This is a genomic window from Actinoplanes sp. CA-051413, assembly GCF_050955795.1.
Classification (GTDB): domain Bacteria; phylum Actinomycetota; class Actinomycetes; order Mycobacteriales; family Micromonosporaceae; genus Actinoplanes.
In genome coordinates, this window is sequence record NZ_CP192100.1 from 9,843,599 (window position 1) to 9,866,415 (window position 22,817).

Genomic DNA, 22,817 nt, shown 5'->3' on the forward strand with positions numbered 1-22,817 from the left:
GGTGCGCCTTCTGGTCGACCACGCGACCACGGATCACCGCCTCAACGCCACAGAGGCCCTACTGGACCCTCAGCGAAGGCCTCGCGCACTTCAGTTGCTCACCGAACTCGCTCGCGCGGCCACAATCTCCCGGTACATATCGCTCACCGACTTCCTCGCCGACAATCCCGGCCTGGGCACGATCTTCGAGCCGGTGTCCGAGGACATCAACACAGCGCCCGACGGCTCGTCCCGAAAGAAGAATTTCGAGGCACAGGCGCGGCAGCAGGATCCGGTACGAGCAGTGGGAGCCGACCCGACTCCGTCGGAGCTCGCGCTGGTCGATGACTACGGCGTCCGTCTGCAACGGCGGGTGCTGCCGGCCGCCAGGCGAGAAATCGCGGAGCTGGCAGACCTCCTGGGTGACCGCGCTCGGGTATCTGCCCGGGCCAAGAAGAGCGGGGACCTCCTGGACAAGATCAGGCGAATGACCAGCGACCGCCCGAATCGTCCCGCCCGACCCGATTACCGCATCGGAGACATCATCGATGCTGTAGGAGTGCGGCTGACCGTACCCGACATGGCGACGCTGACCGTTGCCTTGGACATGGTCAAAGATCGTCTTGGCGACCGAATCCTCGAGATCGAGAACATGTACGCCCAGCCCAAGGCACAGGCGCCGTCATATCGAGTGATTCCGCTCATCGTCTCGATCGAGGTCGACGGGCTGCCATGCACCTATGAACTGCAACTCACCACGGAACGCGCCTCCCTGGCCGCCGACATCGAGCACAACACGCTGTACAAGCCTTATGTCAGTACGAGCCGGTTGCAAAAGCAGGCCGTGCAGACTGCGATGGAGGAGGCTGCCGCATTGGACCAGCTCGAGAGCGCCGAACGGGACAGCGATGGTTGACAGCGATCTGGGCACCAACGTCCACCTCTACGAGTACGGCGAGGCGTACGACGATCTCCGGCCGGCGTTCTTCATCGACGAGCGGGTCTACGACGACCCGCAGCTCGCTCAGTCCGTCATTGAGTCCGCGGACGCCGCGATGACTCGAGCCGGCGTCATCTACGAGGTCGAGGTGACATCCGGACGGCATGCGACCCGGCCCATCGGCGTGCCGACCTGGGAGGAGTTCAAGCAGCGGCACTTCGTCGACGGCGTGCCCCTGCCAGTACGTCCTGCTCCCCACGGCCCTGCGATCCCACCGTCCTGGGCAGCCATGATTCGCGCCGTCGAAGACGCGCACCGCGCCTTTCGTGAGGAACTCATCCAGCTGGTCACCACTGCCCTGCCCGGCCAAGACGTCTTCATCGCGCACGACCCAGGGCCCCTGCGCCGGTCGGCCGGCTCGGTGAACTGGAGTGAGGAGAGCTTCGGCTTCGAGGTGACGATCCACGCCGGCCTGGATGATCTGCCCCCCGCCGAGGCCTTGGACCGTGTCAGCACCCTGCTGGCAGCGCACGGCTGGCGGCTTGAGGAGCGCATCACCCGACCGGCCGGCGTCGCGGTGGAGGGCTTCCGAGACCATTTCGCTGTCCTCGTGGACGCCCGGCCGTCAAAAATCACCGTGCTGGGTGAGTCGCCTCTCTACCGGGCACCGGCCGCTCCTGCCTCCGCCTTCGTGATTGAGCCGCGCTAGACGATCGCCATGTCGACGAAGCGCGACAGGTGCAGCTGCGCTGCCACCGTCACCGTGTCCGTCGGGCCGTTTCGGTGCTTGGCCACGATGAAGTCCGCCTCGCCCGCGCGCGGGGACTCCTTGTCGTAGTAGTCGTCGCGGTGCAGCAGGATCACCACGTCGGCGTCCTGCTCGATCGAGCCGGACTCACGCAGGTCGGACAGCTGGGGGCGCTTGTCGGTGCGCTGCTCCGGGCCACGGTTCAGCTGGCTCACCGCGATCACCGGGCATTCGACCTCCTTGGCCAGCAGCTTCAGGCCTCGGGACAGCTCCGCGACCTCCTGCTGGCGGCTCTCCGTCTTTTTCGGGGAGGACATCAGCTGGAGGTAGTCGACCACGATCAGTTTCAGGTTGTGGCGCTGCTTGAGGCGGCGGGCCTTCGCCCGGATCTCCATCAGGTTCATGCTCGGGGTGTCGTCGACGAAGATCGGGGCCTCGCTGATCTCGCCCATCCGGCGGGCCAGCTTGGTCCAGTCGTCGTCCGAGAGCTGGCCGGAGCGCAGCACGTGCAGCGGCACCCTGGCCTCGGCCGACAGCAGACGCATGACGATCTCGATCTTGCTCATTTCCAGGGAGAAGATGGCGCTGGCGCAGTTCGCCCGGATGGCCGCGTTGCGGGCGAAGTCCATCGACGCGGTCGACTTACCCAGACCCGGACGGCCGGCGACGATGATCAGCTGGCCGGCATGCAGGCCGTTGAGCAGCCGATCCAGGTCGGAGAAGCCGGTCGGTACGCCGGTCATCATGCCGCCGGTGGCACCGACCGCCTCGATCTCGTCCAGCGTCGGCTGGAGCATGTCGGCGAGCACCGCGAAGTCCTCGGAGACCCGGCGCTCGGTCACGTCGTACACAGCCTGCTGGGCGAGGTCGACGATGTCGTCGACGTCCATGCCGCCGTTGCCGCCCGTGCCGTACCCCAGTTGGGTGATCTTGGTGCCCGCCTCGACGAGGCGGCGCAGCACGGCGCGCTCGGAGACGATGCGGGCGTAGTAGGAAGCGTTGGCGGCGGTCGGCACGCTCTCGATCAGGGTGTGCAGGTAAGGCACGCCGCCGATGCGCTGCAGGTCGCCGGAGTCGGACAGCGCCGCCGCGACGGTGACGCCGTCGGCCGGCTCGCCGCGGCCGTAGAGCTCGAGGATCGTGTCGAAGACGGTCGCGTGGACCGGGCGGTAGAAGTCGTGTGACTTGAGGATCTCGACGACGTCGGCGATCGCGTCCTTGGAGAGCAGCATGCCGCCGAGCACGCTCTGCTCCGCGGCGATGTCCTGCGGCGGTGACTTGTCGAAGCCGCCGGTCTGGGGCGGTGGTCCACCGGAGCCTGGCGGGCGGCCACCGGGGGGCTTACCTCCTGGAGGTGACTGCGGCCGGGAATCGGGTCGTGCGTCGTCGGTGATCGACATGCCGACCTACCCCTTCATCGTCGTTCCTGCTCCGTGATCAAACAGCCCGGGTACGACACTTTCGGGTGAGCAGGACCCCCAGGTGAGTGACGGGGACCACAGATTCACCGGAAAAGTCGGCCCAGGCCACGAAGAGGGACCTGATCCGGCGCGGTAACCATACGAAGCCGCACGTCACAGACCCAAGCGGGCCGGTGGACGAGCCTCGGGACAACCTGTGGACAACCCGCCTCCTCCTGTGCGCGGCCCTGTGCACAGCCTGTGTACAACGCTTGGGGATTCCTGGAGGCGCGCCCATCTGAGCAGCACTTTTGTCGTCCCCACCGTGTGGAGAGATAAAAAGAACGCCTTCGTGAGCAAGCTGTCGTCCCAAGACATTGCAGATCGGACGCGCGCACGTCACGCTTTTCTGGTGGACCAACGGGAGTGGGACTACGGAGCCCGCCTGCCGCGCGAAAGAAGCGCGTCGGACTCCTGGACACCCACAAACCGCCCGGAAGATCCCGATTCGTCCGCTAACGCGGAGCCCGGGGCCACCGTCTGGGGCACCGGCTCGCCGGCCGACACGGGCAGCATGCAGCCGATTCCCGAAGCTGTGGCCTGGTCGCTGCGGGCCGACGCCTGGGCGCAGAATCCCGAAACACCGGGTGAGTCCGCGGGCACGGTGAGTCGCTGGTCCGACGTAGCGGCGACCGGCCGCCCGGCATTGCCGGCCGAGGGCGTCGGCTGGCGCACCCAGACTTCCGAATGGCGCTCCACCGCGGAGAGCGCCCGCTGGCGGCAGACGACCGAGTGGCGTTCCGCGTCCGGCTCGCACGGCTGGCGCACGACCACTGAGGCCTGGCAGAGCGGCGACGCCGACGCGGTCATCCCGCCGCAGGCGGAAGCCCCGACCCGGCTCCCGGCCATCTCCGGCACGGCGTGGCCGACTCCGGCGACCGACGACCAGGCCGGCTCGACCCCGAGCTGGCAGCCCCCCGACGCCACCCCGTCGTGGCAGCAGCCCGGGGAGCCGCGGCAGAGTCAGCCCAGCGCCACCCCACCGTGGGAGTCGGCGCGCAGCGAGGACCGGCCGGCGTGGCAGCAGTTCACGTCCTCCAGCGCCACCCCGTCGTGGCAGCCCGCCGACGCGCCTCCACCCCGGCAGCCCGACGCCCGGCCGTCCTGGGACAGCCGACCGAGCTGGCAGGCGTTCGCCGAGACGCCCCGGCCCGCAGCCGAGCCGTCCTGGCGTGAGCCAGCGCGGCCGGCCGAGAGCTGGCAGACGCCCCAGCCGAGCGCCCCGACGTCACACTCCGGCAGCTGGTCGGCGCCCGTCGACGACGGCCGGCACCTCGTCCGCGAGGACGACCGCGCGGCCTGGCGCGAATCGGCCGCCGGACAGACGCGACCGGCCGACGGCCCGCCCCCGGTGGGGCGCCGCCGGGCCCCCGATGTGGGCTCTCGCACAAGCGGGGGTACGGGGTGGACGGCGCGTTCCGAAGCCGACAACTGGGCGGGGCACACCGACACCGGCAGCATGCCCGCGTTCCAGGACCCGGCGACGACCGACGCACCGAGCTGGCGTCGCGGAAGCACCGAACCGCCGGCGCCGGACGGCTGGCGCACGAGCACCACCACGAGCAGCTGGCAGAGCAGCCCGCCCGTGACCGAAAGCTGGCGCAGCGCTGATCAGGCCCGCACCGAGGGCCGCCCTGACCAGCCCCGCACAGACAGCTGGCGCACGCCGCCGGCGGCCGAAGGATGGCGCAGCGGCGACGAGGCCCGCGCCGACGGCTGGCGCGACACCGGCTCCTGGCGCCGCGACGCCGAGCCGGGCCCAGCGGTCGACCCGTGGGCGCAGAGCGCCGCCGAGACGGGCGTCATCCCGCTGCCCCTGCAGCCACGTGAGCGCGACTCGGACAGCTGGCAGAGCCGTACGGACACAGGCACCTGGCAGCGCGACGCAGACACCACCGGCCGCCGAGGTCGCGGCGACACGGGTGCGAACGGCGACAGCGGCTCGTGGCAGCGCGGCACGGAGACCGGACGCACGGACACGGGTTCGTGGCAGCGTGAAACCGAGGTCGGCAGCCGCCAGAGCCGGATCGAGCCGGGCTCCTGGCAGCGCGAGCAGGACAACGGCCGCACCGACACGGGCTCGTGGCGACAGGGACCGGAATCCGGCCGCACCGATACCGGCTCCTGGCAGCGCGGACCGGACAACGGCCGCACAGACACCGGCTCTTGGCAGCGCGGACCCGAAACCGGCCGCTCCGACACGGGCTCCTGGCAGCGCGGATCGGACAACGGCCGCACAGACACCGGCTCCTGGCAGCGCGGACCGGAAGTCGGGCGGACCGACACCGGCTCCTGGCAGCGCGGACCGGAAACCGGCCGCACCGATACTGGCTCGTGGCAGCGCGGACCGGGCAACGGCCGCACAGACACCGGCTCTTGGCAGCGCGGACCTGAAACCGGCCGCACAGACACCGGCTCCTGGCAGCAAGGCACCCCGAACGGCCGTGGCGCCGATGCAGGCCCCCGGCGCCGCGAGATCGAGGCGCCGCAGGCCTTCCAGACCCCGGCCGCCCCGCCGCGCGGCGGTGAGATCGAGCGCTGGCCCGGTTCCGACCCACGCCGCGGCCAAGAGCCCTACCGCGCCCCCGAAGCCGGTCCGGAACCCCGCCGCGGCCAAGAGCCCTACCGCGTGCCCGAAGCAGGCCCGGCCCCTCGCCGTGGCCAGGACGCCTACCGCGGGCCCGAGCCGGGCCCGGAGCCGTGGCGTGGAGCCGAGCCAGCAGCAGAGCCGTGGCGCGGAGCCGAGCCGCCGCGTGACTTCGAGGCCCCTCGCGGCCCGGAGCCCCGCCGCAGCCGGGACCGGCGCGACCTCGACGCGCCGCGCGGCCCGGAGCCCCGGCGCGGCGTCGAGGGCGGCCAGCGCACCGGCGGCATCCCCCGCGGCCCGGAAGGACCGCGCGGACGAGCGCGCCCGGAGTTCGAGCGCGGACCGGAAGCCCCCCGGGAGTACGCGGACCGGAGCCGCCGTCGCGAACGTGACACCAGCTGGCAGCAGGAACTCGCGTCCGGCGCCTGGAACCGGGACCCTGAGTCGGATGTGTGGCTGCGCGACAGCGACACCGGCCAGTGGCACCGGCAGGAGCTCGAGGACGAGGAAGACGAGGACGATGACCGAGGCCCGCGCCGAGGTCCCCGCGACGACGATCGCGGTAACGGCGGCGGCCGACGCGCCATCGAAAGCAGCGAGGCGGTCTCCCGGCGTGACCGGGACGAGTCCGCGCGCTTCCGCAGCGAGCCGGCCGACGATGACCGGGGCGGCCGGCGACGCACGGCCGAGCCCCGTTCGACGCGTCTGCAACTGACGGCGAGCGCCGAACCGCCGCTCGACCCCGAGATCTGGCGCCGCGACGGCGAATCACCCACCAGACCGATCCCCCCGCAGTCCCTGACGCGACAGCGCGACGGCAACATGCCGGTTTCGGCGCAGCCGAGCACCTGGGACCGCGAGCGGGACATGCCCGTTTCGGCCCAGCCCGGAGCTTGGGACCGCGACGCACCGGCATCGGCCCAGCCGGGAGCCTGGGACCGCGATGCGCCGGTGTCAGCCCAGCCCGGGGCTTGGGACCGCGAGCGGGACATGCCCGTGTCCGCCCAGCCCGCGACCCGGGACCGCGACGAGGACATGGCGCCCGGATACCGGTCGCGGGAGACCAACCAGCCGTTCTCGGCGCCACCGGACCAGCGCCGGCGCGGCATGGCGCCTGATCTCGATCAAGCGGTCTACGACACCGGCCGGCCGGTGTCGGCCATGCCCGACGACCGCCGCCCGGCTTCCGCGCAGCCCGCCTCCTGGCAGCGTGACGTCGATCCGACGTCCGCCCCGCCGGCCCAGCGGCCCCGCGGCGCCGCGTCTGTGCCAGGACCCGACTCGCTGCGCCGCGACGGCGGCACACCCGCTCGTCCCGTGTCCGGCACGGCGGCGGCGCCGGTGTCGTCCCAGCCCGGTGCCTGGCGGGCCGATGCCCAGGCCGCCGCCCGCACCGACGCCTGGCGCAACCAGCTACGCGCCGAGCAGGGCGAGCCTCCGCTGGTCAGCGACGCGGTGACCGAGATCCGTCCCCGCGAGCCGGGGGCGTGGCGGGAAGCTGAGGCGGAGGGTCCCGTCCGTGGCTCGGCGACCTACCGCGAGCACAGCACCGGGGACTGGCGGCGCGAGCTCAGCGCCGAGGGCGACCTGGCCGACGGTGAGTCGCGGCGGATCAGCACGGCTGACTTCGTTCCGTTCCGCCCGCCGTCCAAGAACGGTGCCGCGGCGTCGGTAAAGGTGCCGGCCGCGAACTCGGCCGCCGAGGGCGCCACGGAGGTCATTCAGCGTACGGGGGCCCGGTGGCAGGATCCGCCGGACACTCAGTGGCCGCCGCGCGGTGCGGTGGCTTCGGCCGCCGGCACCTACGAGCGGCGCCCGGTCAGCACGCTGCCGTCGCCGTCGGCGCGGCAGAACGACCTGCTCGAACCGGATGAGGAATTCGAGGAAGACACCGGCGGTCCGCTCGCGGCCGTGGGTTACACCGTCGTCTGGTACGGCGTGCCGGTCGTCCTCTTCGTGCTCTACATGCTCGTGCTCAACGGCAGCCAGCAGGCGCACGCGCTCGACACCCTGGCCGGCGCCGCCCCGCAGTTCGGCCTGTCCCTGGTGCTGAGCATGCTCGTGGCGGTCGGCCTGCGCTGGGCGAGCGGCTCCTGGAAGGCGGCCAGTGTCGGCCTCGCCGCCGCGGTGATGGGCGGCGGCCTGGCGACCGTGCTGACCTCCGCCATCACTGGTCAATCCCTCAGCTGACGAGCAAAACCACCGCAGCCCCGACGCAGGCAAAGCCGAAGGCCGAACCCGGCCAAGACGCGGAAACGACAGAGCGCGCCGGACCCCGAAGGGCCGGCGCGCTCAGCGTGAGGCGTGAAGCGGTGAAGCGGTGAAGCGTCTTACTTGGCGGCGACGACGTTCACGGGGAACGACGCGGTCACCTCGGGGTGCAGCTTGACCTGGACCTTGTAAGCGCCCGTGGTCTTGATCGGGGCCGTCAGCTCCAGGCGGCGCCGGTCGAGAGCCGGACCGCCTGCGGACTTGACCGCGTCCACGATCTCGGCGGGGGTGATCGAGCCGAACAGGCGGCCACCGGTGCCGGAGCGCGCCTGCAGGGTGACCTTCAGGCCCTCGAGCTGGCCCTTGACCTCGTTGGCCTGGCCCAGGTCGCGGATCTCGCGGGCGTCGCGCGCCCGCTTGATGACCGTGACCTGCTTCTCGGCGCCCTTGCTCCACTGGATCGCGAAGCCCTGCGGCAGCAGGTAGTTACGGCCGTAGCCGTTCTTGACCTCGATGACATCGCCGGGGGTGCCGAGGCCCGACACTTCCTGCGTGAGGATGATCTTCATATCGGTGCCTCCCCTCAGCGCGCCGTGGCCGTGTACGGCAGGAGCGCCATCTCACGGGCGTTCTTGACCGCGCGGGCGATCTGCCGCTGCTGCTGCGAGGTCACGCCGGTGACCCGCCGAGCGCGGATCTTGCCGCGGTCGGAGATGAACTTGCGCAGCAGCGCGGTGTCCTTGTAGTCGATGTAGGTGATCCCGTCCTTGTCGAGCGGGTTCACCTTCTTCTTCGGCTTGCGAAGTGCCGCAGCCTTAGCCATAGCTCTTGACTCCTGAAATCATGACCCGTACGGGCTTAGAAAGGTGGCTCGTCGTCGAACGAGGAGTTGCTGCCGCCACCGCCGCCAGCGGCGGCGGGACGAGAGCTGGAAGCCGGGGCCGCCGTGGCCCAGGGGTCGTCGAAGTTGTTGCCGCCTCCGCCGCCGCTGGGCTGCCGGTTGCCACCACCAGCGCCGCCGCCGGAGGCACCGAAGCCGCCTCCACCGCCGCCGCCGGACCGGGACATCTTCTGCACCTTCGCCGTGGCGTAGCGCAGGGACGGGCCGATCTCGTCGACCTCGAGCTCATAGACGGTGCGCTTCTCGCCCTCGCGGGTCTCGTAAGACCGCTGGCGCAGCCGGCCCTGCACGATCACCCGAGCGCCACGCTGCAGCGACTCGGCGACGTGCTCAGCAGCGTCACGCCAGACGTTGCACGCGAGGAAGAGTGGCTCGCCGTCTTTCCATTCGCCCGACTGCCGGTCCATCGTCCGCGGCGTCGAAGCGATGCGGAACTTGGCGACCGCCGCCCCCGAGGGGGTGAAGCGCAGCTCAGGGTCGTCGGTCAAGTTACCGACGACCGTGATGGTGGTTTCTCCTGCCATGATCTTCTCCTCGCCGCTTCATGCGTTTTCGCAAGGAGGCTCCCAGAGCCCCCTGACAAAAACGACCGTCAGCGGGTCTCGGGCCGGATGACCTTGGTGCGCAGGATCGACTCGTTCAGCCGGAGCTGACGGTCCAGCTCGGCCACGGCCTCCGGCGTCGCCTGCAGGTCGACGACGGCGTAGATGCCTTCGGCCTTCTTGTTGATCTCGAACGAGAGCCGGCGACGGCCCCACACATCGAGCTTCTCCACCGAGCCGCCCGCGGTGCGGATCACGTTCAGGTACGTGTCGAGCGACGGTGCAACGGTGCGCTCCTCGAGACTGGGGTCGAGGATCACCATGAGTTCGTAATGACGCAAGACGTTCTCACCTCCTGTGGGCTGAACGGCCACGGTCTCTCCGTGGCAGGAGGTCTTGTGTCGCCCGCAACAGAAAACCGTGGGCGGCGCCCACGGCAGACCTGTTGCGAACCGAGCCAGCATACCCGGAGCCGGCCCGACGCCCAAAAAGGGCCCCGTCCACAGACGAGGCCCTTCGAGGTGGAAGCCGCGGGGCGTCCGGTCCGCATTCGCTGGGTGGGACCTGGGGAGGAACGACCACACCGATGAGGTTGGAACGGCCGCCCCGCGGAGCTTTCTGTGGAGTAGTCTACGCGACGCTTGCCCGAGATGCACGTTGCGACACAATTGCCCGAATTACTCCGATTGCTACACCGAGCACGCTCACTGTGGCGATCACCGCGAGCAAACCGATCGGCTGCGACTCCGGCAGCGGGCGCATCGTCGCGACCGGCTCCGCCGCGACGATCGCGGAGGAGGGACCGGCCGGGAGCTCCGGCGCGGCCGCCGTCGGCGACGAGGGCAGATCAAGCATGGGTACGCCGGGAAGAATCGTCTTGTCGTCACCGGGCGGCATCCCCGAGAACGCCGGTACGGCTGCTCCCGCCGTACCCGTGACCGGGATCTTGGTCTTGACCCGCGGAGCCGCACCGCCCTGCGGCATGGCCTGTGCCGCCGTGGTCGCGGCCTGGGCTGCGACGCTGCCGGCGTGCGACGTGCCCGGCCGGATCGTCGCCGGCCGCCCGGCGGTCGTGGTCGACGACCGCTGCGGGCGCGTCGCCGGCGCGACCGAGTCGGGCAGCGTGGAACCACTGTCGGTCGGCGTGCCCGTCGTGGCGGCCGGGGCTTCGAGCGTGGTGGGCGTATCGGCCGGATCGGTGGTCGTGTCCACCGGCGCGGGAATCGGATCGGGCTTGGCCGTCAGCGTCGGCGAAGCGGTGACCAGCACCGGCGTCGCCTGATCCGTGATCGCGCAGCTGGGATCGAGGGTGACCGCGGTCGTGCCGCGCCGGAAGACCACCTCGGTCGAGCCGTCGTCCGGGATCGTGCCCTGGGACTCGCCGTTGAGCCGCAGCCGCGCGCCGTGCCCGGTCCGGTTGACCAGCCGCACCCGGCCGTCCGCGGGCACGGTCATGACCTCGACGGACGGCGTGGATCTGCAGGAGAGGCCGAGCACCCCGCCGCCCGCGAAGACCACCTGCCGGCCACCGCCCTCGACCTGGTCGGCGTTGGCCGTGCCGGTCGTGAGCAGCGCGGCGCCGAGCAGAAAACCACCCAGCGCCATCGCCGTCACACGGTTTCGGACTTGCCGCGACATGCACCATCTCCCAGCTCGCACCGATCGGCACCGGTACGTAGGTATGTGTGATCCGCTCGATTAACGACGCGCCGACAAGGGCGGTGACGCGCACGGTTGTCAGACGGCGACGGCCGGTGACCGTCGTACCCACGTCGTAGGCTCGGACCCATGCGCATCGGAGCCCATGTCGATCCCGCCGAACCCCTCGACGCGGCCGCCGCCCGCGGTGCTGACGCCGTCCAGTTCTTCCTCGCTGATCCGCAGGGCTGGAAGTCCCCGCCGGAGCGCCCGGACGCGGCAGCACTCAAGGCGTCCGACGTGGACGTCTACATCCACGCGCCATACGTGATCAATGTGGCCACATTGAACAACCGCATCCGCATCCCGAGCCGCAAACTGCTGCTGACCCACGCCCGCGCGGCGGCCGCGGTGGGTGCGCGCGGGCTGATCGTGCACGGCGGTCACGTCAACGCCGGCGACGACATCGCCGTCGGATTCGACAATTGGCGCAAAACCTTCGCGTACGCGGAGAAGGAAGGCGGCCTGCCGCTGCCGATCCTGATCGAGAACACGGCCGGCGGCGACCACGCGATCGCCCGCCGCTTCGACAACCTGGCCCGCCTGTGGGACGCGGTGGGCGAGTTCGGGGCCGGGTTCTGCCTGGACACGTGCCACGCGCACGCCGGCGGCGAAGAGCTCCTCGACATCGTCGACCGGGTCAAGTCGATCACCGGCCGGATCGACCTGATCCACGCCAACGACTCGAAGGACAGCTTCGACTCCGGCCGCGACCGGCACGACAACCTCGGCAATGGCAAGATCGACCCGGAGCTGGTCGTGGCGGCCATCCGCGCCGCGGGCGCCCCGGCGATCGTGGAGACGCCGGGCGGCGTGGAAGGCCAGTCCGCCGACATCGCGCTGCTGCGCGAGAGGGCGGCCAGCTGACGCAGCGGCACGAGGGAGCAGCATGACGACCGAGCAGCCGCCGCAGCGCGGGGCCGACCCGACCGCGGGCGGAGCCGCGCCGGGGGAGCGCGCGGCCGGTTCGGGTGAGGGATCGGGCGCGGAGTCCGCGACCGGACCGGGTACGGCTGAATCCGGTGCGCTTGAATCTGGCGCGGCCGAGTCCGGCGTGGCTGGATCCAGCCCGCCTGAATCCGGCGCGGCGGAATCCGGCGCCCCTAAATCCGGCCCTACCCGATCGGGCACCGTTGGATCGAGCGCGACCGGATCGAGCGCGACCGGATCAGGCGGCAGCGGATCAGGCGGCAGCGGATCAGGCGGCAGCGAATCGGGCGGCAGCGAATCGGGCGGCAGCGAATCGGGCGCGACCGGATCAGGCGGCAGCGAATCGGGCGGGAGCGGATCTAGTGGCAGCGGATCGGGTGGCAGCGGATCGGGTGGCAGCGGATCGGGTGGCAGCGGATCGGGTGGCAGCGGATCGGGTGGCAGCGGATCGGGTGGCAGCGGATCTGGTGGCAGCGGATCTGGTGGCAGCGGATCGGGGGGCACTGATTCTGGTGCGGTCACCTCGCAGGCGACAGGAACCAGCGCGGCTCCCTTGATGGGCGACAGCGCCCGTCCGCCGACCAAGCCGGTCCGGCGGTGGGCCGGACTGCGAAGGGCCCGTGCCGGTAAGTCCGCAGCGGCCGCGCCGGGTGCACTGCGGCCCGCGGTGCCGCCACACAGCGGTTCGGCAGCGGATCCTTTCGCCAGCTCTCAGTCCACCAAGGACCCGTCGGCAGTCGGCGCGGATCCCTCGGCGAAGTCGCGCAATCCGGCGGTAGAGAGCGCCCGCTCCAGCCCGCCGGTCGCTGACGAAAGCGTCTTCCCCACCAACGGCCTGCCACCCGACCTGATCCCTCCGGCCAAACCGTCCAGCGCAGCCGCCGAAGGAAAAATCAAGGCAGGGGACAAGGTCGGTTCGGCAACGGACAAGGCCGACGCCCGGCCGGACCGCGACACCACAGCCGCCGGCGACGACGCCCCCCACACCAAACCCGGCGCCAAGGACGACACCAAGACCGACGCCGCGCCCACCGCCAAGGACAGCACCAAGACCGACGCCACAAAGTCAGGCGCCGCCGCAACGGGCACCAAAGACCCCGCGAAAGCCAGCGACACCAAGACGGGCACCAAGACCGGCACCAAGGACGCCCCGAAGACAGACGCCGACAAAGACAAGAACGACAGCACCCCCGAAGGCGACAGCAAAGACACCGGCAAAGGCGACGGAAAGACCGACCAGGAACCCCCCACCGGAAAACCCACCCGCCGCCGAAAGTCCAAACTGCCCTCCACCCGCCCACCCGGCGCCCCACCAGACCCGTGGACCGCCTTCGCCGAAACCTCGGAGCGCGCCCCCGGCCGCATAAAAAGAGCCTCCCGAGCCCTGGGCCGCGCCCTCATCCACGAGTACGCCCTGGTCATCTACGGCTCCCTGCTGCTCGCCGTCCTGCTGACCTGGCCCACCCTCCGCTACCCCCTGCACACGTTCCCGCAGGACATCTGGGATCCGTCGCGGCAGGCGTGGCAGGTGTCCTGGGCCGGGCACATCCTGATCACCGAGCCGGCCAAACTCTGGCAGTCCAACGCCTTCTTCCCGGAGGCCTACAGCTACGCGTTCGGCAGCAGCCTGCTCGGTTACGCTCCGGCCGGCATGATCGGCAGTGGCCCGCTCGCCGCCGTCCTGCGCTACAACATCCTCTATGTGCTGGCCCACGCCCTGCTGGCCATCGGCGGCTACGCCCTGATCCGTCAGCTCGGTGCCGGCCGCACCGGCGCCATCGTCGGGGCGGTCGCCTTCGCGTACGCGCCGTGGCGGCTGGCCCAGGAGGGTCATCTCGACATCATTTCCGCGGGCGGCATCCCGCTGGCCCTGGCCATGCTCGCCCGCGGCCACGGCTGGTCCATGCGGTACGGCTTCCGCCCCGGCCGCCGCCACGCCGGCTGGGCCACCGTGGGCTGGCTCGTCGCGACGTGGCAGGTCACTCTCGGGTTCTCGCTGGGTCTGCCGTTCGCCTACGTCCTCGCCGTGCTCATCGTCGTTGTCGGGTTCGCGGTGCTGGTCCGCCGGTTGCGTCGCCGGTCGCCGCGGCCCGTACTCGGGTGGCGGTTGCTGGTCACCGATCTGCTGGGGCTGCTGATCTTCGCCGGGGTCGGGTTGCTGATCGCGTTGCCGTACCTGCGGGTGCCGGACACCGGTCCGGCCGGCACCGAGATCCGGTTCTTCTCGGCTCCGCTGCGGTCGCTGTTGATCGGTCCGGCCGAGTCGCGGATCTGGGGCTCCCCGCACGCCGTTCCGCGTCAGTCACTGGGCTGGCCCGCCGAGATGGCGCTGCTGCCCGGGTTTGTGCTTTACGCCCTCGCGCTCGTCGGCCTGGTGTTCTCCGTCTGGCGGATGTGGCAGCGCCTGCTGCTGCTCGTCGCTGTTGTGGTCAGCGTGATCCTCACCGTCGGCACCACGTTCTTCGAGGGCCGCTGGACCTATCTGCCGCTCTTCGGTCATCTGCCGGCGTCGTTCGGGGTGCGGATCCCCGGCCGGATGATGCTGTGGGTGACGTTGCTGCTGGCTGTGCTCGCCGCGGGCGCGGTCGCCGAGTTCGTGCGCCGGGCCGAGCATCTGGCCGCGCATCGGGTGCCGCCGTGGCCCGGTCCGTGGCTGCGGCTGGCGACGCTTGTGCCCCTGCTGCTGGTGCTGGTCGAGACGTGGAACGCGACCGCGCATCCGGTGGTGCCGGAGCAGCCCGCGGCGATGCGCACCCTCACCGGCCCGATGCTGGTCCTGCCGACGACCGCCCTCACCGATCAGACCGTCATGCTCTGGTCGACGTCACGCTTCCAGGAGGTGGCGAACGGCAGCGGCGGGTTCGCCCCGCAGCGTCAGTCCGAGCTGCGCCGATCGGTGGCCACCTTCCCGGACGTGGCCAGCATCGAATATCTGCGGCAGCGCCGGATCGGCACGGTGCTGCTGTTGCGGGCCGAGGTTGTCGGCACGCCGTGGGAACGCTCGGGTGACGTGCCGGTGGAGACCCTCGGCATCCGCCGTGAGGATCTGGACGACAACTCCGTGGTCTTCTACCTCAACTGAGCTCAGGCCACCGGGGTCGGCGGCGGCGCGACCGGCGCGCTGTCGTCGACGGCCGGTCGTGGCGTCACCCGCAACCGCCGGCGCAGCGGCTCGATCCAGCCCGCGTCGGGCGCGCCGTCGAGCACGCCGCCGTCGGGGTCGTCCCGGTAGTTGTGCCGGACCACGTCCAGTTCCGGCCGCCAGATCTCGCGGATCACCAGCCCGCACAGGATCGCCACCGTGATCAGCCGCAGGCTCGAGGCCAGCACGAACGTGCCCTCCGGGATGACCGGCTTGCCGCCCGCGCCGAGCAGTTCCGCGTAGAACGCCGCGAAGTAGCCGATCTCCGCCACCGTCCACGCGATGATCGCTCCCCAGCGGGGCCGGGCCAGCACGATCAGCGGCAGCAGCCAGAGCACGTACTGCTGGGACCAGACCTTGCTGAAGATCAGGAACGCGGCCACCACCAGGAACGCGAGCTGAGCCAGCCGGGGCTTGCGCGGGGCCAGCAGGCACAGCGCGGCGACGCCGAGGCAGGCGAGCCCGGTCAGCCCGTACGAGACGTTGTTGAGCACAGGTACGTGGTCGCTGAGCCACTGGAACGGGCCCTGGTCGCCGGCGACCCCGGTGTTCCACTTGGTGTCCAGGTAGCGACCGATGTACCAGGACGTGCCCCAGTCGACGGGCCGTTCCCGGTTCAGGTCGAAGAAGCGCATCCAGCTGTCGCGGTAGAGCACGGCGACCGGGATGTTGACGATCAACCAGGCGGCCACGGCTGTGGCGGTCGCCGTCCAGAACTGCGGCATGCGTTTGGCCCGCACGGCCAGCACGAACAGTGGTCCGAGGATGAACAACGGCCACAGCTTGGCGGCGCCGCCGAGACCGAGCAGCAGGCCGGCGGCCACCGGCCAGCGCCGGGCCCAGGCGTACAGGCCGAACACAGCCAGGCCGATGGCGAGGAAGTCCCAGTTGACCGTCGCGGTGACCAGCACGATCGGGGAGAGCGCGAAGATCGCCGCGTCCCAGGGCCGGCGGCGGCGCAGCGCCAGGATCATCGCCACGGAGGCGACGGCCAGCGCCGACAGCACCAGCGCGTTGACGTTGTAGAACCACTTGCCCTGGTTGATCTGCGGGTACTTCTCGCCGAGGGCGTGCACCGGCAGGCCGAGGGCGCCCATGAAGTAACCGGTGACCACCGGATACTCCACCGGGTGGTCCTTGTACGGGACCTTGCCCTCGTTGAGCCCCTCGGCGTAGTACAGCGCCAGCACGTCGGTGTAGCAGAACCGGGTGTACTGGACGTTCTTCTGCCAGTCGCCGTCCTGACAGGGGGACTTCTGCACCCAGCTCAGCGCCAGCGTCAGGCAGAGCAGCCCGAGGACGATCCGCGGCACGGTCCAGAACCGGCCCCGGCGGGCTTCCGGGCGTACGGCGTGTTCGCCGAGCGGTCCGCCGATGGCCTGGGACAGCCCTCGGACGAATCCGTCCGATTCGGCGGGCAGGTCAGGCCGGTCGGTCTCCTCAGACGATGGCGCGCTCATGCTTTGGCATCATGCCGCATGCGCCGGACGGGCAGGAGACGCCCTACGGCACAGTCCGGCCACAACGTCACAAAAGCGAAGTGGCACCCAACTCCGCGGAGAGGGCGCCACTTCGGGTGTTGCGGACGTCAGTTGCCGTCGTCGGTGTTCTCGTCGGTTTGCCCGCCACCGCCGTCGGTATTACCGGTGTCTCCGTTCGGCGCTCCGGGCAAGGTGATGCCGGGTGTGCCGTTGCCGGGGCCGGCGTTCCCGTTGCCGTTGCCGTTCCCGTTGCCGTTCCCGTTGCCGTTCCCATTGCCGTTGTTGTCGTCACACTGTTGGAAGATCCCGCACAGCGGGTTCTGCGGATTGTCAGCCGGCGGGGGCGGCGGGGGCGGCTCTACGCCGTTGCCCTTCTTGTTCGGGTCGACGAACGCGGTCGAGTTCGGCAGGAACGGCTTGTTCTCGGCCTTGATCGCCTTCGAGGCGGAGTCCAGGAACATCTTCCAGATCTGGCCGGGGACCGAGCCGCCGTTCATGGGCTTGCCGCCGGGTTTGTAGATCGGCAGCAGGTCCATCTGCTTGGTCTTCTTGTTCACCTTCTCGCGGCCGACCCACACGGAGGCCGCGATCTCCTTGGTGCCGCCGACCATCCAGGCGTCACCGTTGTCGCCGGCCTTGCCGCCCTTGCCGGTGAACTCCCAGGTGCCGGTCTTGCCGATGGCCTTGCGGCCGTTGTCCAGGCTGATGCCGTTGATCCCGGGGATCTTCTGCATGACGTTCTGCACCGCGGCGGCGACGTCGGGGGTGAACGCCTTCTGCGGGTCGAGCTTCTCGCCGGTGTTCTTGACCGCGACGAACTTGCCCGTCTTCGGGTCGCGCTGCGACACCGAGCGGACGAAGTGGGCCTTGTTGTAGACGCCGTCGTTGGCGATCGTGGCGACGCCGCTGGCGTGGTCCAGCGCGGTGATCGCGTACTGGCCGAAGCCGACCTCGCGGCCGTAGCCCTTCTCCTTCAGCTCGGCCTGGCTCAGCTTGTTGAGGTCGTAGCGCGCCGTGGTCTCCGGGTCACCGATCAGCTGGATGCCGGCCTTGTGGGCCATCTCGATGACCTTCTCCGGGCCCAGCTTGTCGGCGAGCCAGTAGAAGGTGAAGTTGTACGACTGCTCGGTGGACACCTCGAGCGTGCAGGCCTTCGGGTTCGGGCACTTGAGGTTTCCGCCCTCACGGCCGGAGTTGCTGATCTTGCCGCCGCCGTTGACCTTCTTCAGCGTGGAGTCCCAGATCGTGTCCATGCCGTAGCCGTCGCTCAGCGCGGCGATCAGCGTGTAGATCTTGAACGTCGAGCCCGGCGGCCGGCCGCCACCGATGAACGTCTTGCCGTCATCGGTGTAGTTCGGGCCGGCGTAGTCCCAGCTCGCCGCGTCCGGGCCGCCGTAGTAGGCGAGCACCCGGCCGTTCTCCGGGTTGATGGCGACCAGGGCCGACTTGTAGGTGGAGGACATCCCGTTCAGCGGCGACTTCTTGCTCTGGGCGTTCGCCGCCTTCTCGGCCTGCTCCTGCACCTCGGAATCGATCGTGGTGCGGATCTGCAGACCACCCTGGTTGAGCTCGGCGTCGCTGATGCCCATGTCGCGCAGCTCGCGCTTCACGTACTTGACGATCTTGGCGCTCGGCTTGTTGTTACCGCAGGTGGTGGTGCACTTGTCCGGGTCCCACGTCTTCCAGGTCTTCGGGTACTCGGTCGGCGGGTTGATGCCAGCGGGCACGCCGGCCACCGGCAGCCCGGCCGGCAGGGCCAGCTCGGCCATGTTGCCTACCGTGTAGCGCCAGCGGTCCAGGGCGTCGGGCATGTTCTTCTGCGGGTCGTAGCCCTTGTGCGTGGCCGTCGGCTCAGGCTGCTTGATCACCGCGGCGAGGATCGCGGCCTCGCCGGCCGTGATCGCGTTCTTCTGGCCGATCGGGGTCAGGACGGACTTGTTGAAGTACGCCTTCGCGGCCGCCTCGACGCCGTACGCGCCGCGCCCGAAGTACACGGAGTTGAGGTAGCGACCGAGGATCTCGTCCTTGGTGTACTCGTCCTCCATCTTGCGGGCGATGACCGCCTCACGGAGCTTGACGTTGTACGTGATCTCTTTACGCTTCGTGGCGTACTTCGCGTACTGCTGGGTGATCGTCGAGGCACCCTGGGTGTCGCCGCCGGTGAAGTTGTTCCACGCGGCGCGGGCGATGCCCTTCATGTCGATGCCGTTGTGCTTGTAGAAGCCCTTGTCCTCGGCCGCCACCACCGCGAGCTTGACCAGCGGATTGATGCTGCCGTCGGGCACGATCGACCGGTTGAACTGACCAAGCGAGGCGAGCACCTTGTTGTTGCTCGTGAGCAACTGGGTGGTCTGGGCCTCGGCGGTCGGCTCCTTGAAGTCGACGTTGTCGAAGAAGTAGGTGCCGCCGACCACACCGGCGCCGAGCAGGATGACCAGCACCGCCGCGGCCGCGGTCAGGATGTTGGTCCGCCGGCGGCGCTTGGAGGCCTTGGTGAGGATCTTGCCGGCGCTGCCCCGCTTGTCGGGCCCGGCACCGTCCGGATCGCCGGGGCCACCCGGCCCGCCGACGCCCGGGGACACCGGCCGCACGGCCGCGCGCGCGACAGCGCCGCGGCTGCCATAGCCCGGTGCGGCATCCGGGGGGCCACCCACGGAGGCCCGCCCGCCGACGCGGGCGGAACCCACGGGTCCTGTGCCTGCCCCGACCGACGCTCGGCCCGCACCACCGACGGAGGCCCGGCCACCGACCGCGGCCGCACCGACGGAGGCGGCGCCACGCGGCGCGGAGCCGCCGACGCTCGCCCGACCGCCGGCCGGACGCCGGTAGGCGTCGGGCGAGGGCCGTTCGTCGTAGCCGGACTGGTCGTCGTCAGGCGTGGATGCAGCGGACGGCCCGGGCACTCGGGCCCGGGCACGCGCAGACTGCTGGTCGCCGTACGAGTTCATTCGGTCACACCTACCGGTCGCGGTGGCGCGCCAGAGAAGCCCTGGAGGGGCTTCGGTGGCGATGCCACGGGCGGACGATTCTGGGCTGCGGGTCTGCAGCCGCCCTGTCGGATGTCAAGAATGACCGACTGCGGCGCTGGATGCCCGTATCGGTCGGGGTCGTGTCCACGTTAGCGACGTTGAGGCCGCTCACTGTCGGCCCTCCCGGCGATGTGACGACGACCCTGTCTCGCGGTGGCGGCCCGAGGCGGACGAGGCGACGGCCCCGCCCTGGTCCAGTTCGTCGGAGGTCAGCGCGTCCCGGCCGAGCAGATACTGCTCGATCAGATGGTTCCACGCGCAGGACTGGCACACCTCGACCACGAAAACCTGGAACTCACGCAGCGTCATCGCCAGAACCGGGAGCTCCGCGAGCTTGCGGGCCTGCCCGGCGGACTGCTTGAGTTCATCGCCGTAGATGTAATGCACCAGGGTGAGGTTGTCGCGACGGCAGACCGGACAACGGTCGTCGGTCGGCTCGCCATGGAACCTAGCTGCGTTTTTCAGGTACGGCGACGCGTCGCAGACTTCCAGCGTCCCCACCTTGCCGTTGTGCACGTCACGCAGCAGCGCTCGCTTCTGAAGCGAGTAGTCGACCACCTGCCGCTGCGTACGCATGGCGAAGAGAGTACGCGGTCCGCACCCGTACGGCGACAGTCATCACACAGCGTGGCGCGGCGACTGCGCACGTATGACCGGCCTTGCGGTGGGCCGCATCCCGATCTACGGTGACGATGTATCGGGCCGATACATCGTGGCAAGCAGTGAAGGGGGTGGGCGTCTTGTTGGAACTCGCGATCCTCGGACTGCTCCAGGAATCCCCGATGCACGGCTACGAGCTGCGCAAGGAGCTCGCCACCAAGCTGGGCACCATCCGCGCGGCGATCAGCTACGGCACGCTGTACCCGACTCTGAAGCGGCTGCAGACCGCCGGCTGGATCGGTGAGGCCGAGGCGGCCGACACCGAGATCATTCCCCCGCTCACCAGCAAGCGCGGCCGGGTTGTCTACAAAATCACCGCCGAAGGCAAGGAACGCTTCGCCGAGCTGCTCGCCCAGGCGGGCCCGGAGACGTACGACGATGCCGGGTTCGGCGTGCATTTCGCCTTCTTCTCCCGGACCGACCGGGCGACGCGGCTGCGGATCCTCGAGGGCCGCCGCCGCCGGATCGAGGAACGCCGGGAAGGGCTGCGTGAGGTTCTCGCCCGCGCGTCCGACCGCCTCGACGCCTACACCCTCGAACTACAGCGCCACGGACTGGACGCCTGCGAGCGCGAGGTCCGCTGGCTGGAGGAGCTCATCACCAACGAGCGCTCCGGCAAATCACCGGCAACAGCGACAAACCTCAAACAAGGCACGTCCCCAGCCGGGGAGACACCCCTCGAAGACCCGAGTCCGCTTCAGGACCGGCCGTGATGAACAAGGAGGCAAACGCGATGGGCTCCGTCCGCGTCGCCATCGTCGGTGTGGGTAACTGCGCCTCGTCCCTCGTACAGGGCGTGGAGTACTACCGCGAAGCCGACCCCAACGACCGCGTCCCGGGTCTCATGCACGTGACCTTCGGCGACTACCACGTGTCCGACGTGAAGTTCGTCGCGGCGTTCGATGTGGACGCCAAGAAGGTCGGCATGGACCTGGCCGAGGCGATCGTCGCCAGCGAGAACAACACGATCACGCTGGCCGACGTCGCGCCCACCGGCGTGACCGTCCAGCGTGGACCGACCTTCGACGGTCTGGGCACGTACTACCGCGAGATGGTCGAGGAGTCGTCGGCCGAGCCGGTCGACGTCGTCAAGGCCCTGCGCGACGCCGAGGTCGACGTCGTCGTCTCCTACCTCCCGGTGGGTTCCGAGGAGGCCGACAAGTTCTACGCGCAGGCCGCGATCGACGCCGGTTGCGCGTTCGTCAACGCCCTGCCGGTCTTCATCGCCTCCGACCCGGCGTGGGCGCAGAAGTTCACCGACGCCGGCCTGCCGATCGTCGGCGACGACATCAAGAGCCAGGTCGGTGCCACGATCGTGCACCGCGCGCTGGCCAAGCTGTTCGAGGACCGCGGGGTCGAGCTGCTGCGCACGTACCAGCTCAACTTCGGCGGCAACATGGACTTCATGAACATGCTGGAGCGCAAGCGCCTGGTGTCGAAGAAGATCTCCAAGACCCAGTCGGTGACCTCCCAGATCCCGCACGAGATGGTCAAGAGCGACGTGCACATCGGCCCGTCGGACCACGTGCCGTGGCTCGACGACCGCAAGTGGGCCTACATCCGGCTCGAGGGCCGCAGCTTCGGCGACACCCCGCTGAACGCGGAGCTCAAGCTCGAGGTGTGGGACTCGCCGAACTCGGCCGGCGTCATCATCGACGCGGTCCGGGCGGCCAAGATCGCCAAGGACCGCGGCATCGGTGGCCCGATCCTCTCGGCGAGCTCCTACTTCATGAAGTCCCCGCCGGTGCAGTACAACGACCACGACGCGAAGGACGCGGTCGAGGCGTTCATCAAGGGCGACATCGAGCGCTGATCCAGCGCCAGAGGAAAGGCCGGACCGCGATGCGGTCCGGCCTTCTTCATGTGATCTTCAGCACGTCATCGCTAAGCTCATCGATGTGCGACTCACCACGGCCGCCGTCGTGCTCGCCCTCGCCGGGTCTCTGACGGCCTGCGCCGGCCCGGGCAACACCCCATCCGGTACGCCCACAGCAAAGTCCGAGACGGTAACTCTGTGGGCCAGCGCGGCACCCGCCCCGCCGCAGGTGGTGCCGCCACCAGTCCCGGGCACACCCGGAGTGGGCTGCGACGGCCGGCGGATCCAGCCGGCTCAGCCGAAGCGGGTGGGCTCAGCATCGCCGCGGCCGATGACCAGCGCGGAGGCCGACGCCGCCGAACGGGCCCGCCGCGCGCTGGAGGCAGCCAACCCGCCGCTGCCCCGGCGTGGCCCGCTGCCGCCCGCGGCGGCAGCCCAGGCCGAGACCTGCGCCCGGAACCTGTCGCCACAGCTCAACCTCCTGATGCACGCCCCCGGCCAGCTCGACGAGCAAACCCTGCGGACGCTTCTCACCCGCGAGGGCTTGACCGGCGTGGTGATCGGGCCAGGACCGGAATTCGCAGCCGCGACCGGCACCGCCTGCGTGCACGGCAGCCTCGCCGGAGAACGACCGGACCTGAGCATCGGCCCACCCGACCCCGACGGCACCTGCCACCCCTGACCCCGACGACC

17 protein-coding genes are annotated in these 22,817 nt (G+C 70.1%); 8 read left to right on the forward strand and 9 right to left on the reverse strand.

Going from position 1 to position 22,817, the window contains the following annotated elements; genetic code table 11:
* Positions 1-94: 94 nt before the first annotated feature.
* Together ACQP2Y_RS46475 and ACQP2Y_RS46480 are read left to right on the forward strand one after the other, a co-directional pair.
* Positions 95-895 carry a hypothetical protein gene (locus tag ACQP2Y_RS46475; RefSeq protein ID WP_433723318.1) on the forward strand — a complete coding sequence of 267 codons (801 nt, stop codon included), beginning with the start codon at positions 95-97 and terminating at the stop codon, positions 893-895.
* On the forward strand, positions 888-1,628 hold the full coding sequence (locus tag ACQP2Y_RS46480; RefSeq protein WP_433723320.1) for a hypothetical protein: 741 nt from the start codon (positions 888-890) through the stop codon (positions 1,626-1,628). Before ACQP2Y_RS46475 ends, ACQP2Y_RS46480 begins: the two co-directional genes overlap by 8 nt.
* Here ACQP2Y_RS46480 and dnaB read toward each other — a convergent pair.
* Positions 1,625-3,067, reverse strand: coding sequence for a replicative DNA helicase (dnaB, locus tag ACQP2Y_RS46485; RefSeq protein ID WP_433723322.1), 1,443 nt, complete (start codon positions 3,065-3,067; stop codon positions 1,625-1,627). The two genes, ACQP2Y_RS46480 and dnaB, sit on opposite strands and share 4 nt — an antisense overlap.
* A 574-nt stretch (positions 3,068-3,641) precedes the next feature.
* Between dnaB and ACQP2Y_RS46490 the strand changes: the two genes are divergently transcribed.
* Positions 3,642-7,904: a hypothetical protein gene (locus tag ACQP2Y_RS46490; protein ID WP_433723324.1), complete on the forward strand. Its 4,263-nt coding sequence runs from the start codon at positions 3,642-3,644 to the stop codon at positions 7,902-7,904.
* Between the two features lie 140 nt (positions 7,905-8,044).
* Here ACQP2Y_RS46490 and rplI read toward each other — a convergent pair whose 3' ends face one another.
* The 5 genes from rplI to ACQP2Y_RS46515 form a co-directional block, all read right to left on the reverse strand.
* On the reverse strand, positions 8,045-8,494 hold the full coding sequence (gene rplI / locus ACQP2Y_RS46495) for a 50S ribosomal protein L9 (protein WP_360546620.1): 450 nt from the start codon (positions 8,492-8,494) through the stop codon (positions 8,045-8,047).
* Between the two features lie 14 nt (positions 8,495-8,508).
* The gene (gene rpsR, locus ACQP2Y_RS46500; RefSeq protein ID WP_007073789.1) at positions 8,509-8,748 is read right to left on the reverse strand and encodes a 30S ribosomal protein S18; all 240 of its coding nucleotides are present in this window, start codon (positions 8,746-8,748) and stop codon (positions 8,509-8,511) included.
* 35 nt (positions 8,749-8,783) lie between these two features.
* The gene (locus tag ACQP2Y_RS46505) at positions 8,784-9,350 is read right to left on the reverse strand and encodes a single-stranded DNA-binding protein (RefSeq protein ID WP_433723327.1); all 567 of its coding nucleotides are present in this window, start codon (positions 9,348-9,350) and stop codon (positions 8,784-8,786) included.
* Positions 9,351-9,418: 68 nt separating this feature from the next.
* A complete protein-coding gene (gene rpsF, locus ACQP2Y_RS46510; RefSeq protein WP_023563150.1) occupies positions 9,419-9,709 on the reverse strand; it encodes a 30S ribosomal protein S6 in 291 nt (96 codons plus the stop codon).
* A gap of 289 nt (positions 9,710-9,998) precedes the next feature.
* The gene (locus ACQP2Y_RS46515; RefSeq protein WP_433723329.1) at positions 9,999-11,006 is read right to left on the reverse strand and encodes a hypothetical protein; all 1,008 of its coding nucleotides are present in this window, start codon (positions 11,004-11,006) and stop codon (positions 9,999-10,001) included.
* A 150-nt stretch (positions 11,007-11,156) separates the two neighbouring features.
* Between ACQP2Y_RS46515 and ACQP2Y_RS46520 the strand changes: the two genes are divergently transcribed.
* Both ACQP2Y_RS46520 and ACQP2Y_RS46525 read left to right on the forward strand, forming a co-directional pair.
* Positions 11,157-11,933, forward strand: coding sequence for a deoxyribonuclease IV (locus tag ACQP2Y_RS46520; RefSeq protein ID WP_433723331.1), 777 nt, complete (start codon positions 11,157-11,159; stop codon positions 11,931-11,933).
* A gap of 730 nt (positions 11,934-12,663) precedes the next feature.
* Positions 12,664-15,078 (forward strand): hypothetical protein, encoded by a 2,415-nt coding sequence (locus tag ACQP2Y_RS46525; RefSeq protein WP_433723333.1) that lies wholly within the window; start codon positions 12,664-12,666, stop codon positions 15,076-15,078.
* Positions 15,079-15,080: 2 nt separating this feature from the next.
* On the opposite strand, the gene ACQP2Y_RS46530 is transcribed toward ACQP2Y_RS46525, so the two are convergent.
* From ACQP2Y_RS46530 to ACQP2Y_RS46540, 3 genes are all read right to left on the reverse strand, one after another.
* Positions 15,081-16,598, reverse strand: coding sequence for a glycosyltransferase family 87 protein (locus tag ACQP2Y_RS46530; RefSeq protein ID WP_433723335.1), 1,518 nt, complete (start codon positions 16,596-16,598; stop codon positions 15,081-15,083).
* Positions 16,599-16,726: 128 nt separating this feature from the next.
* Positions 16,727-19,201, reverse strand: a complete 2,475-nt coding sequence (locus tag ACQP2Y_RS46535) for a transglycosylase domain-containing protein (protein ID WP_433723337.1) — start codon at positions 19,199-19,201, stop codon at positions 16,727-16,729.
* A gap of 555 nt (positions 19,202-19,756) precedes the next feature.
* Positions 19,757-20,224, reverse strand: coding sequence for a DUF5318 domain-containing protein (locus ACQP2Y_RS46540; RefSeq protein ID WP_360546636.1), 468 nt, complete (start codon positions 20,222-20,224; stop codon positions 19,757-19,759).
* A gap of 164 nt (positions 20,225-20,388) precedes the next feature.
* Here ACQP2Y_RS46540 and ACQP2Y_RS46545 point away from each other — a divergent pair, with 164 nt between their 5' ends.
* The 3 genes from ACQP2Y_RS46545 (at position 20,389) to ACQP2Y_RS46555 (ending at position 22,806) form a co-directional block, all read left to right on the forward strand.
* Positions 20,389-21,021 (forward strand): PadR family transcriptional regulator, encoded by a 633-nt coding sequence (locus ACQP2Y_RS46545; protein WP_433732397.1) that lies wholly within the window; start codon positions 20,389-20,391, stop codon positions 21,019-21,021.
* A 20-nt stretch (positions 21,022-21,041) separates the two neighbouring features.
* Complete coding sequence (locus tag ACQP2Y_RS46550) at positions 21,042-22,121, forward strand: inositol-3-phosphate synthase (RefSeq protein ID WP_360547126.1); 1,080 nt, start codon at positions 21,042-21,044, stop codon at positions 22,119-22,121.
* Positions 22,122-22,206: 85 nt separating this feature from the next.
* Positions 22,207-22,806, forward strand: coding sequence for a hypothetical protein (locus tag ACQP2Y_RS46555; RefSeq protein ID WP_433723339.1), 600 nt, complete (start codon positions 22,207-22,209; stop codon positions 22,804-22,806).
* Positions 22,807-22,817 lie beyond the last annotated feature (11 nt).